We start from the raw sequence: 13471 nt of genomic DNA, 5'->3' as shown, positions 1-13471 counted from the left end.
CGGGCACGGGGAGAACGGGGCGAAGGGCCGGTGCGGGGGCGCTGCCCCTCATCCGCCTGCCGGCATCGTCTCCCCGCGAGCGGGGAGAAGGGCGGCTGCATCGCCGTTTCCCTCTCCCCGTTCACGGGGAGAGGGTGAGGGTGAGGGGCAGCGCCAACCGCAACGCAAGGGCTGTTTCTTCCCCGTTTCAGGCGCATACTCCAGCAGGGTCGCGGCTGGATCTGCCTCGGCTGCGCCATCCTTCGACATGCCGATGGTGCGCCGACGGAGGAGCCGCTGTTTTCACGGGGGAGGGCATGCGTGGTCCGCGACGCATCAGAACGCGCCGGGCGCGGCAGTTGCGCGGGACAGACAACGAGGCCGAAGCGGTTCTATGGTCGAACCTTCGCGCCCGCCGGCTTAACGGGTACAAGTTCGTGCGGCAGCTTCCCATCGGCCCCTACTTCGCCGATTTCGCCTGCCGTGAGCGGCGGCTCGTCGTCGAGGTCGACGGAAGCCAGCATGCCGGCCAAGCGTCGGATCGCGTACGAGACGAGCGTATGAAGGCTGCCGGATGGTCAGTGTTGCGCGTATGGCATGTCGACGTCCTCAGGGAACGGGACGGCGTCCTGGAAACGATCGTTGCCGCGCTCGACGGACGGCTGAGCACCACGGTCAGCAGCGAGTTGCGCTTCGTGCCTGCGGTGGACGAGACGGAGGCAGACGATTGAGGGCGCTCGCGGACGCCATCCGGCATCGGACGCAGCGTGTTCCGGATCGCCTGGTGCCCGCGCGATGAACCTGTTGCGCGATGCCGATCTGATCTACGGCCGGCTGCTGCCGGTCGAGGCGCCGCATCTGGTCGCCCGCTACAACCGGGCGCTCGAGGCCTTCGGCCTGCCGGCGGTGACGCTCGAGCGCTTCGAGATCGACCGCACCGGCTTCTCGCCGCAGGTCGCCGAGGCGCTCGGCGATCCGCACTATCTCGATCCCAACGCGGTCAACCGGCGCTTCGTCATCCTGACGCCGGCGCAGATCGAGCTGCCGGTCGTGCACACCGCCTTTTCCAACACGTCGCAGCTCATGTTCGAGTTCATGAGCCGCAACGCGCGCGCCATCCACGCGCTGACGATCAAGGACGTCATCTACGGCGAGATCGAGGACACGGTGTCCAAGGTGGAGGACATCGAGGACCTGCTGTCGATCAACCAGGTGGAGTTCCGCGTGCTGTCGGCGGAGGACCTGCTCGGCAAGGCGGCCGAGCTCGGCCGGCTGGTCGACCGGCTGAAGCAGGAGCCCGACGCCTGGCGCGACACCGCCATGCTGGAGCGCATGGTGGCGCTGGCGCGCGAGACCGGCGATATTCGCGAGAACGCGCTGGTGCCCGACCAGGTGATCTTCCGCCACGCCGCCTACTGGACGAGCCATTTCGGCGGGGTCTACGTGTTCGTCGATCCCGACGTGACCACCGTCATCAGCGATCCGGCCGCGCCCGGCTTCCGCCGCTCGCGCCCCTGGCAGGTCTCGTACCTGCCGATCCGCGACGCCGGGCGGGTGTTCGACTTCCTCTTGAAGACCGGCCGCGTCGAGCTGCCGCGCGCCTCGTGGATCGAGGGTTCCGGCTATCTCGACCATCGCGCCGACATGGCGGTGCGCGACCTGGTGCGGCGCACCGACCCGCAGGCCGATCCGGCGCGCATCGACCCGGTGTGGCTGCAGACCTGGGTGCACAGGAACGCCGAACAGGTGCGGCGCGACGGCGTCTACCCGTTCCTCAACGCGGCGCGGCGCGAGATCGCCCAGCTCGGCCGGCTGGCGGTCGACGAGATGGCGCCGCTCCACCGCTTCCTCGTCGTGCGGGCCGCGCCGGACCATCCGGACGCCTGGCTCGTCAACCGGCTGATCTCCGACTTCGTGCCGTCCGACGTCGTGTCGCGCTATGTGTTCAACAAGCAGGGCTTCTACGCCGACTACGCGGCGCTGGCGCCGGCCTGGCGGGCGCATGTTGTGGCGCTTCTGAAAAGCGCCTATCTCAAGGACAAGGCGGCGTTGCGCGCGCGCCTCTACGGGCTGTCCGACTAGAGCGCGGCGGCTTGCGAGGGATTTGGACCGCGTGGACGGCGAACCGGTTTCCGCTTCGCCCGCAAACGCTCTAACGGGAGGCGCTTCGTGCTCGATCCGATCGTGAACTTCTTCAGCCGCGTCTTCCAGGCGATCGGCCGCGGCGTCGGCTACGTGGCGGGCGCCATCGCCTGGCCGTTCCTGGCCTTCGGGCGCTGGTACGCGCGGCGCGGCTGGCTCATCAAGGGGCCGATCGGCATTGCGCTCCTGGCGCTCGTCGGCTTCTACGGCTACTTCGTGTGGAACACCCAGGTGTGGAGCGGCTTCGACCCCGACTACGCCGACACCTACAGCTTCGAGATCCGCAACATCTCGGCCGGCGAGCAGGTGTCGGCGGCCGACGGCGGCGACACGACGCGGACCTGCGGACGCTCCGGCATCGCCGACGTGACGGCCGACCTGATCGACTTCAACGTCAACGAGAACGCGTGGATCTCCTCCATGCTTCTCTACAAGACCGGCCTGTTCGGCATCGACTGGGACGACACCCCCTTCCTCGACAACAAGGCCTCCTTCCAGCGCGGCGTCAACCAGGCCGCGCGGCGCACCACCATCGAGCTGGTCGACACGCTGGGCCGCATCCGCGGCACCTCGCAGATCGACCAGAACCTGCAGGACGCGCGCGGCAACCTGCAGTTCGACGAGTACACCTGGTATTTCGGCGTCAACCCGTTCGGGCCGAAGACGCCGACGCCGAGCTTCTACCGCGCGGCGATCCGCGACCTGCAGGTCTTCAACGACCGGCTCGAGACCTGCAACGCCGTGTTCGACGCGCGCGCCGACAATCTGGTGCAGTTCCTCGACCGCATCGCCAGCGACATCGGCTCAACCTCGGCGATCCTGCGCGAGCGCTCCGAGAGCCACAACAGCGGCTGGTTCGATCCGCGCGCCGACGACCGCTTCTGGTTCGCCTACGGCCAGCTCTACGGCTACTACGGCATCCTGCAGGCGGCCGGCGCCGACTTCGAGGACGTCATCAAGCAGCGCTCGATCGGCCCGCTGTGGGAGACGACGCTCGGCCAGTTCCGCGCCGCGCTCGCCATCCAGCCGGCCATCGTGTCGAACGGGCGCGAGGACGGCTGGATCATGCCGACCCACCTGGCGACGATGGGCTTCTACATCCTGCGCGTGCGCTCGAATCTGGTCGAGATCCGCCAGGTGCTCGACCGCTGAGGCGGGCGGGCCGCGCCGCGCGGGCTGTCGCAATTCGCGCATTGCATGGCTGTTTCAAGACGGCACGGCGCGCGCCGGCGAGGCTTTATGCGGCGCTGCGGCGCCGAATGCCCGCGCCGCGACCGATTCATCCCGGGGGGAGCTCATGGCCGAGGTCAAGTCCGACATCGAAATCGCGCGCGCCGCAAAGAAGAAGCCGATCCAGGAGGTCGGCGCCAGGCTTGGCATTCCGGCCGAGCACCTGCTGCCCTACGGCCACGACAAGGCCAAGGTGTCGGCCGAGTTCGTCGCCGGCGCGCGCGGCAATGCGGACGGCAAGCTGATCCTCGTCACCGCGATCAGCCCGACGCCCGCCGGCGAGGGCAAGACGACCACGACAGTGGGGCTCGGCGACGGGCTCAATCGCATCGGCAAGCGCGCGGCGGTGTGCATCCGCGAGGCCTCGCTCGGCCCGAACTTCGGCATGAAGGGCGGCGCGGCCGGCGGCGGCCTGGCACAGGTGGTGCCGATGGACGACATCAACCTGCACTTCACCGGCGACTTCCACGCCATCACGACGGCCCACAACCTGCTGTCGGCACTGGTCGACAACCACATCTACTGGGGCAACGCGCAGGACATCGACATCCGCCGCGTCGCCTGGCGCCGGGTGATGGACATGAACGACCGGGCGCTGCGCCAGATCGTGTGCTCGCTCGGCGGCGTGGCGAACGGCTTTCCGCGCGAGGCGGGCTTCGACATCACCGTGGCCTCGGAGGTCATGGCGATCCTGTGCCTGGCGACCGATCTGGAAGACCTCGAGCGCCGGCTCGGCGCCATCATCGTCGGCTACCGGCGCGACCGCACGCCGGTGTTCGCGCGCGACCTCAAGGCGGACGGCGCCATGGCCGTGCTCTTGAAGGACGCCATCCAGCCCAACCTGGTGCAGACGCTGGAGAACAACCCCGCCTTCGTGCATGGCGGGCCGTTCGCCAACATCGCGCATGGCTGCAACTCGGTGATGGCGACGACGACGGCGCTCAAGCTCGCCGACTACGTGGTCACCGAGGCCGGCTTCGGTGCCGATCTCGGCGCGGAGAAGTTCTTCGACATCAAGTGCCGCAAGGCCGGGCTGTCGCCCGACGCCGCGGTGATCGTCGCCACGGTGCGGGCGATGAAGATGCATGGCGGGGTGGCCAAGGACGCGCTCGGCAAGGAGAACGTCGAGGCGGTGCGCGAGGGCTGCGCCAATCTCGGCCGCCACATCGAGAACGTGAAGCAGTTCGGCGTGCCGGTGGTGGTGGCGATCAACCACTTCGTCACCGACAGCGACGCCGAGGTGGAGGCGATCCGCGACTATGCGGCCGGGCAGGGCGTCGAGGCGGTGCTGTGCCAGCACTGGGCCAGGGGCTCGGCCGGCATCGAGGAGCTGGCGCACAAGGTGGTGGCGCTCGCCGAGGGCGGCACGGCGCAGTTCTCGCCGCTCTATCCCGACGACATGAAGCTGTTCGACAAGATCGACACGATCGTCAAGCGCATCTACCGCGGCTCGGAGGCGATCGCCGACAAGTCCGTGCGCGACCAGCTCCACCGCTGGGAGGAACAGGGCTACGGCGACCTGCCGGTCTGCATGGCCAAGACGCAATACTCGTTCTCGACCGATCCGGCGCTGCGCGGCGCCCCGGTCGACCACGTCGTGCCGGTGCGCGAGGTGCGGCTGTCGGCCGGCGCCGGCTTCGTCGTGGCGATCTGCGGCGAGATCATGACGATGCCCGGCCTGCCCAGGGCGCCGGCCTCGGAGAAGATCTTCCTCAACGACGAGGGCCAGATCGAAGGCCTGTTCTGAAGCCGGGAGCGCGGGCGCCGGCCGGCGACCCGCCTCTGCTCACTGGCACAGCCGATAGCCGCCCGAACGCTGCTTGACGTCGAGGTGCAGGTGGTCGTCGTGATAGGCGTCGGTTCCCGGCCCCAGCACCGTGGTGAAGTGGAGGCAGGCGCCGCCGCGCACCGCGCGCTGGAAGGCCTCCGCGCGGTCGCCGTCGTCGGCGCGCGGCACCACGGGGATCGGGTCGTGGCCGTCGAGGTCGAAGCCGGTGACGTCGATCGCGCGGCCCTTGGCGTGCTCCGAGATGCGCGCGTCGGGCTGGTTGTTGCGGCTGCGGCAGACATAGGTCGAGGCGTGCGTGACCTCGGCCAGTCGCACGTCCTCGCCGAGGCTCGCGGCGGCCGGCTGGACCACCTGCCTGATCCAGGTGGCGAGCGCCAGCGCCGTGCGACAGGTCATCCGGCTGTCGGGCTTGAGCAGGACGCCGGGCTGGATCTCGCGCACCGCATAGGGATGGGCGACGCCGCAGGCGCCCTCGCCGGCGATCGGCTCGCGCCGCTCGAAGCCGACGGAAAGCGCGCGCAGCGCCGCCTCGCAGGCCAGGTCGCGCGGCGTGTCGGGCACGGTCGGGCCGGCCGGCTCCGCCGTCCGCTCCGCCTCTGCGCCGTCTTGCGCGTCGTCGGCGGCGGCGTCCGGCGCCGGCACGGTCGCGGCCTCGTCGTCGGGTGGCCGTTCGTCGGGTGCGGCCGGCGCTGCCTGCGCACCGTCGTCGGGACGCGGCTGCGGCGTCGCGCCGGTGTCGGGAGCGTCGGTCTCGCCGCGCGGCCCGGCCGGCCGCTCGACGGGCACCGGCGCGTCGCGCGGCAGCTCGACCGGCGCCGCTGCGGCGCCCGGCATGAGGAGCAGGCCGGCCAGCAGCGCGCCGAACAGCGGCATCGCGCGCCTGCGCGGCCCGGAGCCCGCGCGGCGGGGTGGGCGCGGGGCGGGGCCGTGGCGAGCGGCCGGGTTGTCGTTCGGCACCGGCGGCACGGCGATCGGCCCTAGCGTTCCAGGAAGGCGACGGTGACGCCCGTCGAGACGCGCTCGGCCAGCTCGCGCGCATCCCAGTTGGTCATGCGCACGCAGCCATGCGACTGCTCCTTGTCGATCTCGGCGGGATCGGGCGAGCCGTGCAGGCCGTAGGTCGGCTTCGACAGGTCGATCCACACCAGTCCGACCGGCCCGTTCGGCCCTGGCGGCAGGGTGAGCGGCTCGTCGTTGTCGCCCTGCTGGAAGTTCTCGTCCGGCTTGTAGCGGTAGGTCGGCTCGATGGCGATGCCGACGACCTCGTGGGTGCCGGACGGGGACGGCGTCTGGCGGCTGCCGATCGTCACCGGGTAGGCGGCGACGAGATCGCCTGCCGCGTCATAGGCGCGAAGCTGGGCGAGCGCCTTGTCGGCCTCGATGCGGGCGACCGCCGTCTGCAGCCGGCTGCCGGGGTCGGCCACCGTCAGCGCGGTGCCGGGGCGGGAGAAGTCGGCCCGCGGGTTGAGGCTGCGCAGGAACTCCACATCCATGTGGAAGCGTTCGGCGATGCGCTCGGCGACGCTGGTGTAGCCGAGCCGGTCCATCCGCGCCATCCGGGCGTAGTCCTCGGGAATGCGCTCCGTCAGGTCGGAGACGTCCCCCTCGGTCAGCGTGTAGCCGCGAAGCACCGGCCTGTCGTCCTGCAGCCGGTCCCACACGGCGCGGTCCATGCGGCCGTCGACGGGCAGGCCGGCCATGCGCTCGAAGGCGCGCACCGCCTTGGCGACGTTCTCGCCGGCATAGCCGTCGATCACGCCGGGCGAGGCGTCGGCGCGGTCGAGCAGGACCTGCGCCTTGGCGACGGCGGCGTGCTGGCCCTCGGCGAAGGCCGCCGCGTCGTAGGTCGCCCCATTGATGCTCGCCGCATCGAGATGCTCGTCGGCCGCCGTGCCGCCCGCCGCGGCGGCGAGCGCCAGAGCCGCCAGGATCACCGTGCGCATCGCGCTCCTCCGGATGTCGAACCGTTCGCGGTGCAACGCGGCAGCGGGCGGATCGATCCCCGGCGGGCGGATCAGGCGCCGCTCGGCCGCGGTGTGCGCCGGCGCAGCCGGTCGAAGCGGAAGCCTTCCGGCATCGCCGCGCGCACCATCATCATCTCGCCGATCGTCTCGTGCGTGACGAGGCCGACCAGCCGGTCGGCCGAATCGACGACGGCGACGGCCTCGGCCGCCTTTTCCTGCATCAGCCGGTAGGCCTCGGCGAGCGCCTTGCGCCGGTGGATGCGCGGCACGTCGGTGTGCATGGCGGCGGCGACCGGCGCGTCGGGCCCGGTCTCCTTGAGGGCGCGGATCATCGCGTTGCGGGTCAGGATGCCCTCGAGATGGCCGTCCTCGTCGACGATCGGAAACTCGTTCTGGCTGGTGGCCAGCAGCGTGTCGATGGCGTGCGCGATGTCGCCCGAGCGCGGCAGGCTGGCGAACTCCGTCATCATCACGTCGCCGACCAGGACGCTCGCCGAGATGTCGCGGATCTGGGCGTTCTGCGATTCGGCCGCCGCGGCCAGGTAGACGAAGATGGCGATGAAGATGAGCAGCGGATTGTAGAGCAGGCCGATGAAGCCGAACAGGAAGGCGAGACCCTGGCCGATGGTCGCGGCGACCTGCGTGGCGCGCGGCCAGGCCATGCGGGTGGCGAGCAGCGCGCGCAGCACCCGGCCGCCATCCATCGGAAAGGCGGGGATCAGGTTGAAGAGCACCAGGAAGACGTTGACGCCGGCCAGCCGCACCAGGAAGTCGCCGCGCGGGTCCTCCACCTGGGCCATCTGCTCGATGCCGGCCACGCCGCCGAGCGCCAGGAAGATCAGCGCCGCGATGACGACGTTGACCAGCGGGCCGGCGATGGCGATGACGAGCTCCTGGCCGGGCTCCTCGGGCATGCGCTCGAGCCGGGCCAGGCCGCCGATCGGCAGCAGCGTGATGTCGGGCGTCTTGATGCCGAAATAGCGCGCGGCCAGCGCATGGCCGAACTCGTGCAGCACGACGCAGGCGAACACGGCCAGGATGAAGGCCACGCCCTCCCACGCCGCCGGCGTGCCGCCGATGCGGTAGTGCATGAACCAGATCCACACGAGCAGCAGGAAGAAGGTCACGTGCACGCGCACGGTGGTCCCCGCGATCCTGCCCAGGCTGAACGACCACGCCATTGCGGTCTCTCCGACGTCGCTTCGCTTCGCGTCCTATTTAGGCGATGGGGCGCGGCTTGGCATCCCACCATCTGGCACCTGCGGCGTTCTGCGGCTTGAGGAACCGCACGCCGGCTGCCACGTTGTGCCGGCCATGGCGAATGCAATCACCGATCTGGTGCGCGGCATGTGGAATCCCCGGGCTGCCGCGGTCCCGGTTGCCATGCTGGCGGTCCTCGCCGGCGGCCTGTTCATCTTTCTGGAAATCGCCGACGAGGTGGCGGAGGGCGAGATGCGCCGCATCGACGAGGCGCTGTTCCTCATGCTGCGCGATCCCGAGACGCTGGAGCTGCTCGGCCCGCCCTGGCTCGAGGAGACGGCGGTCGAGATCACCGCGCTCGGCGGCTATCCGCTGATCATCCTGGCGGTCGGCTCGGTGATCGGCTTCCTGCTGGTGATCGGCCGCTGGGGGCCGGCGCTCTACGTCTTCCTGTCGGTCGGTTCCGGCGCGCTGATCAGCCAGACCCTGAAGCAGTATTACGGCCGGCCGCGGCCCGACCTGGTCGAGCATCTCGACCCGGTCCACACCGCCAGCTTCCCGAGCGGCCACGCGCTGGTCACCACGGTCGCCTATCTGACCCTCGGCTCGCTCATCATGCGGCTGGTCGACGGCTGGGCGGTGCGCGTCTACGTGCTGGCGATGGCGCTGTTCGTCGCCGCCATCGTCGGGCTGAGCCGGGTCTATGTCGGGGTCCACTGGCCGAGCGACGTGGCCGCCGGCTGGGCCGTCGGCGCGGCATGGGCGAGCCTGACCTGGCTCGTCGTCTCGGCGCTGCAGCACTGGCGACGCAGGCAGAAGGACGCTCCCGATGACGCTTGACGCAGCCGAACACGCCAAGCCGCATCCGCGCTGGCTCAAGCCCTTCGCGCGGCTCGGCTACGCCGCGCGCGGGCTGGTCTATCTGGTGATCGGCTTCTTCGCCGTGCTGGCGGGCTTCGCCGGCGGCCAGAACCGCGACGCCGAGGCGGCGATCCGCTTCCTGTCGGAAAACGCCGCCGGCACCGTGCTGGTGCTGGTGCTGATCGTCGGCCTGGCCGGCTACAGCGCATGGCGGATCGTGCAGTCGGTGTTCGACACCGACGACCACGGCTTCTCGATCACCGGGCTCGGCGTGCGCGCCGGGCTGCTCGCCTCGGCGGGCACCTACGCGCTGCTCACCCTCTACACCTTCTCGCTGTGGTGGGGCGCCGGCGGCTTCGGCAGCGACGGCGGCAGCGGCGGCGGCGGCTTCGCGCAGTGGCTGTCGGGCTTCGTCGGCGCGCGGCCGGCGGCGCTGGCGCTCGCCGCGGTGTTCCTGGTCGTCGCCGGCGCGCATGCCTGGAAGGCGCTGACGCGCAAGTACGAGCGCTACATCGCCGCCTCGCCCGACACCATGCGGCTGATCCACCCGGTAGCGATCGGCGGTCTTCTGGCGCGCGGCGTGGTCTTCTTCCTGGTGGCGCTGCTGTTTTATCGGCGCGGCCTGACGGCGGGCGAGGACGGCGGCAATCCCGGTCTCAAGGAGGCGCTCGACTACATCCTGTCGCTGCCGGCCGGCACCTGGCTGCTCGGCGCCGTCGGGCTCGGCCTGGTCGCCTTCGCGGCCTATTCCTTCGCCGAGGCGCTGTGGCGCCGCATCAATGTCGAGGAAGCCGGGCGTTGACAGTTCACTTGACTCAGTCAACAATAAGATTGACTGGGTCAAGGATATGCCATGAACGCTCCCGCCCCTTCCGCCGGCGACATCGATGCCGTCAGGCGCTTCACCCGCTTCTACACCCGGCAGGTCGGCCTGCTCGAGCGCACGCTTCTGAACTCGTCCTTCTCGCTGACGGAGGCCCGCGTGCTCTATGAGCTGGCGCATGGCGAGGGCGTGACGGCGGCCGGGCTGTGCGACCAGCTGCGCCTCGATGCCGGTTATCTCAGCCGCATCCTCAAGAAGTTCGAGGCCGACGGGCTGCTGGCGCGCACCGCCTCGCCGCACGACCGCCGGCAGTCCGTCCTGACGCTGACCGCAGCCGGGCGCGCCGCGTTCGCGCCGCTCGAGCGCAGTTCGGCGGCCGAGGTCGCCGCCATGCTGGGCGCGCTGCCGGCCGATGCGCGCGGCCGGCTGGTGGCGGCGATGGGCACGGTCGAGCGGCTGCTCGGCGCGCCGCCCGCTGAGGCCGCGCCCTACCGTCTGCGCGGCCTGCGGCCGGGCGACATCGGCTGGGTGATCCACCGTCAGGCGGTGCTCTACCACCGCGAATACGGTTTCGACGCCACCTTCGAGGCGCTGATCGCCGGCATCCTCGGCGAATTCGCGACGCACTTCGACCCGGCGTGCGAGCGGGCCTGGATCGCCGAGCGCGACGGCGAGACCGTCGGCTCGGTGTTCCTCGTGCGCGCGACGCCGGAGGTCGCGAAGCTGCGGCTGCTCTATGTCGAGCCGGCCGCGCGCGGTCTCGGCATCGGCGGGCGGCTGGTCGAGGAGTGCGTCGCCTTCGCGCGGTCGGCCGGTTACGGCAAGCTGACGCTGTGGACCAACGACGTGCTGGTCGCCGCCCGGCGCATCTACCAGGCGGCCGGCTTCACGCTGGTCAAGGAGGAGAAACACCACTCCTTCGGCCGCGATCTCGTCGGCCAGCACTGGGATCTGGTGCTTTAGAGCGTTTCCAGGCGAAGTGGAAACCGGTTCGCCGTCGGCAAACGCGGCAAGACAACGAGTTGGAGCCGATCTGTGATTTCGTGACAAGCCGAAGGGCTCCGGGCGCACGGCCCGCCGCGTCGATTGCGGCTTGCTCTGCCCCGCGTTCTCGCTTATGGAAACGGGCATGACGATTTCGCACGCAATGCGCTGGTGGTGGGCCTGCTGACAGCGGCCACGGGAGCGCTTGCGCGAAATTCATCGACGATGGCCGCAGGAGAAATCCGGGCGGCCTTCTTTGTTTTCGGGCTTCCCGGCGCCTGACAGACGGGAGAGCAGGGCATGAGCGTGGAAGTCTTGGAAAACGGCGCCGAGCGGTTCGTCACCGCCGGCGGGATCGCCATCACGCGCACGCGGCGCGAGACGGCCTATGCGGGCGCCATCGACGCCTATGTCGACGCGCTCGACGCGCGGCGCGGCGCGGTGTTCTCGTCGAACTACGAGTATCCCGGCCGCTACACCCGCTGGGACACCGCGATCGTCGACCCGCCGCTGGCGATCACCGCGCGTGGCCGGGCCATGCGCATCGAGGCGCTCAATGCGCGCGGCGCGGCGATGCTGCCGGCGCTCGCCGCCGCGCTCGACGGCCTCGCCGGCGTCGCCGCCATGCGGCACGAGGAGGGGGCGGTCGCGCTGCAGGTGGCCGAGCCCGGCCGCGTCGCCTTCGAGGAGGAGCGCTCGCGCGTGCCCTCGGTCTTCACCGTGGTGCGCGCCATCACCGCGCTGCTGCGCAGCGACGCCGATCCCAATCTCGGCCTCTACGGCGCCTTCGGCTACGATCTCGCCTTCCAGTTCGACCCGGTTGCCGAACGGCGCGAGCGACCGGCCGACCAGCGCGACCTGGTGCTCTACCTGCCCGACGAGATCCTGGTCGTCGACCACCACGCCGCGCGCGCCTGGCACGACCGCTACGACTATGCCGGCGAGGGATGGACGACGGCAGGCCTGCCGCGCGAGGGCGCGGCCGTGCCGTTCGCGCCGGCCGACACGGTGCCGCCGCGCGGCGACCACGCGCCCGGCGAGTACGCCGCGCTGGTGGAGAAGGCCAAGGAGAGCTTCCGCCGCGGCGACCTGTTCGAGGTGGTGCCGGGGCAGATGTTCCTCGAGCGCTGCGCGCATCCGCCGTCGGCGGTGTCGCGCCGGCTGAAGGCGACCAACCCGTCGCCCTATTCCTTCTTCATCAATCTCGGCCAGGGCGAGTATCTGGTCGGCGCCTCGCCGGAGATGTTCGTGCGGGTGACCGGCCGGCGCGTCGAGACCTGCCCGATCTCCGGCACCATCAAGCGCGGCGACGACGCCATCTCCGACGCCGAGCAGATCCTCAAGCTGCTCAACTCCAAGAAGGACGAGTCGGAGCTGACCATGTGCTCCGACGTCGACCGCAACGACAAGAGCCGGGTCTGCGAGCCGGGCTCGGTGCGGGTGATCGGCCGCCGGCAGATCGAGATGTACTCGCGGCTGATCCACACGGTCGATCACATCGAGGGCCGGCTGAGGCCGGAGATGGACGCCTTCGACGCCTTTCTGAGCCACGCCTGGGCGGTCACCGTCACCGGCGCGCCGAAGCTGTGGGCGATGCGCTTCATCGAGGAGAACGAGAAGAGCCCGCGCGCCTGGTACGGCGGGGCGGTCGGCATGGTGCACTTCAACGGCGACATGAACACCGGGCTGACGCTGCGCACCGTGCGCATCAAGGACGGCATCGCCCAGGTCCGTGTCGGCGCCACGCTGCTCTACGATTCCGACCCGGCCGAGGAGGAGACGGAGACCGAGCTCAAGGCCTCCGCCATGCTGGCGGCGATCCGCGAGGCGGATGCGGGCAGCGCCGCCGGCCCGGCGCGCGAGGCCGCCGCGGTGGGCGCGGGCACGCGCATCCTGCTGGTCGATCACGAGGACTCCTTCGTCCACACGCTGGCCAACTACTTCCGCCAGACCGGCGCGACCGTGACGACCGTGCGCAGCCCGCTCGAGCCGGCCGTGCTCGACGCCGTCGCGCCCGACCTGGTCGTGCTGTCGCCGGGGCCGGGCCTGCCGCGCGACTTCGACTGCCGGGCGACCATCCGCCTGGTTCGCGAGCGCGGCCTGCCGATCTTCGGCGTGTGCCTCGGTCTGCAGGCGCTGGCGGAGGCCTATGGCGGCACGCTGCGCCAGCTCGCCGAGCCGCAGCACGGCAAGCCGGCGCGCGTGCGGGTGAGCCAGCCGGGCATCGTCTTCTCCGGCCTGCCCGGCGAGGTGACGGTCGGCCGCTACCACTCGACCTTCGCCGACCCGGCCACGCTGCCCGACGCCTTCGTCGTCACCGCCGAGACGCAGGACGGCGTCATCATGGCGATCGAGCACCGCAGCGAGCCGATCGCGGCGGTCCAGTTCCATCCCGAATCGCTGATGACGCTCGGCCAGAATGCGGGGCAGCGCATGATCGAGAACGTCGTGGCGCTGCTGCCGCGGCGGGCGCGCGAGAAGGCGGCCTGATGGGCCGGG

Annotated in this window: 11 protein-coding genes; 8 read left to right on the top strand and 3 right to left on the bottom strand. The window is 70.7% G+C overall.

Annotated features, from left to right (window positions below; all coding sequences use genetic code 11):
* The first annotated feature begins 296 nt into the window (after nt 1-296).
* The 4 genes from N1F89_RS12260 (at nt 297) to N1F89_RS12245 (ending at nt 5098) form a co-directional block, all read left to right on the top strand.
* On the top strand, nt 297-710 hold the full coding sequence (locus N1F89_RS12260; RefSeq protein ID WP_290084379.1) for a DUF559 domain-containing protein: 414 nt from the start codon (nt 297-299) through the stop codon (nt 708-710).
* A gap of 64 nt (nt 711-774) precedes the next feature.
* Entirely contained in the window at nt 775-2061 is a 1287-nt protein-coding gene (locus N1F89_RS12255; protein ID WP_290084377.1) for a DUF6638 family protein, read from the top strand.
* Between the two features lie 87 nt (nt 2062-2148).
* Nucleotides 2149-3273 (top strand): DUF2333 family protein, encoded by a 1125-nt coding sequence (locus tag N1F89_RS12250; RefSeq protein WP_290084376.1) that lies wholly within the window; start codon nt 2149-2151, stop codon nt 3271-3273.
* Nucleotides 3274-3418: 145 nt separating this feature from the next.
* Nucleotides 3419-5098: a formate--tetrahydrofolate ligase gene (locus tag N1F89_RS12245; protein ID WP_290084375.1), complete on the top strand. Its 1680-nt coding sequence runs from the start codon at nt 3419-3421 to the stop codon at nt 5096-5098.
* A 39-nt stretch (nt 5099-5137) separates the two neighbouring features.
* On the opposite strand, the gene N1F89_RS12240 is transcribed toward N1F89_RS12245, so the two are convergent.
* From N1F89_RS12240 to N1F89_RS12230, 3 genes are all read right to left on the bottom strand, one after another.
* Complete coding sequence (locus tag N1F89_RS12240) at nt 5138-6013, bottom strand: extensin family protein (protein WP_290084374.1); 876 nt, start codon at nt 6011-6013, stop codon at nt 5138-5140.
* Between the two features lie 104 nt (nt 6014-6117).
* A complete protein-coding gene (locus tag N1F89_RS12235) occupies nt 6118-7083 on the bottom strand; it encodes a L,D-transpeptidase (protein ID WP_290084373.1) in 966 nt (321 codons plus the stop codon).
* A 71-nt stretch (nt 7084-7154) separates the two neighbouring features.
* On the bottom strand, nt 7155-8285 hold the full coding sequence (locus tag N1F89_RS12230) for a site-2 protease family protein (protein ID WP_290084372.1): 1131 nt from the start codon (nt 8283-8285) through the stop codon (nt 7155-7157).
* A 133-nt stretch (nt 8286-8418) separates the two neighbouring features.
* Between N1F89_RS12230 and N1F89_RS12225 the strand changes: the two genes are divergently transcribed.
* The 4 genes from N1F89_RS12225 (at nt 8419) to N1F89_RS12210 (ending at nt 13462) form a co-directional block, all read left to right on the top strand.
* Nucleotides 8419-9144, top strand: coding sequence for a phosphatase PAP2 family protein (locus N1F89_RS12225; RefSeq protein WP_290084371.1), 726 nt, complete (start codon nt 8419-8421; stop codon nt 9142-9144).
* Nucleotides 9134-9967 (top strand): DUF1206 domain-containing protein, encoded by an 834-nt coding sequence (locus N1F89_RS12220; protein WP_290084370.1) that lies wholly within the window; start codon nt 9134-9136, stop codon nt 9965-9967. The genes N1F89_RS12225 and N1F89_RS12220 overlap by 11 nt, the downstream gene beginning before the upstream one ends.
* Before the next feature lie 51 nt (nt 9968-10018).
* Nucleotides 10019-10951: a helix-turn-helix domain-containing GNAT family N-acetyltransferase gene (locus N1F89_RS12215; RefSeq protein WP_290084369.1), complete on the top strand. Its 933-nt coding sequence runs from the start codon at nt 10019-10021 to the stop codon at nt 10949-10951.
* A 321-nt stretch (nt 10952-11272) separates the two neighbouring features.
* A complete protein-coding gene (locus tag N1F89_RS12210; RefSeq protein WP_290084368.1) occupies nt 11273-13462 on the top strand; it encodes an anthranilate synthase in 2190 nt (729 codons plus the stop codon).
* Nucleotides 13463-13471: the final 9 nt, after the last annotated feature.

The organism is Aquibium sp. A9E412 (genome assembly GCF_030398335.1).
GTDB lineage: Bacteria > Pseudomonadota > Alphaproteobacteria > Rhizobiales > Rhizobiaceae > A9E412.
This window is presented reverse-complemented; position numbering and strand designations above follow the sequence as displayed.

Coding starts and splice junctions, on each gene's coding strand:
- N1F89_RS12245 (WP_290084375.1), top strand. CDS start 3,419: ATGGCCGAGGTCAAGTCCGACATCGAAATCGCGCGCGCCGCAAAGAAG.
- N1F89_RS12255 (WP_290084377.1), top strand. CDS start 775: ATGAACCTGTTGCGCGATGCCGATCTGATCTACGGCCGGCTGCTGCCG.
- N1F89_RS12210 (WP_290084368.1), top strand. CDS start 11,273: ATGAGCGTGGAAGTCTTGGAAAACGGCGCCGAGCGGTTCGTCACCGCC.
- N1F89_RS12225 (WP_290084371.1), top strand. CDS start 8,419: ATGGCGAATGCAATCACCGATCTGGTGCGCGGCATGTGGAATCCCCGG.
- N1F89_RS12230 (WP_290084372.1), bottom strand. CDS start 8,285: ATGGCGTGGTCGTTCAGCCTGGGCAGGATCGCGGGGACCACCGTGCGC.
- N1F89_RS12260 (WP_290084379.1), top strand. CDS start 297: ATGCGTGGTCCGCGACGCATCAGAACGCGCCGGGCGCGGCAGTTGCGC.
- N1F89_RS12215 (WP_290084369.1), top strand. CDS start 10,019: ATGAACGCTCCCGCCCCTTCCGCCGGCGACATCGATGCCGTCAGGCGC.
- N1F89_RS12240 (WP_290084374.1), bottom strand. CDS start 6,013: ATGCCGCTGTTCGGCGCGCTGCTGGCCGGCCTGCTCCTCATGCCGGGC.
- N1F89_RS12235 (WP_290084373.1), bottom strand. CDS start 7,083: ATGCGCACGGTGATCCTGGCGGCTCTGGCGCTCGCCGCCGCGGCGGGC.
- N1F89_RS12220 (WP_290084370.1), top strand. CDS start 9,134: ATGACGCTTGACGCAGCCGAACACGCCAAGCCGCATCCGCGCTGGCTC.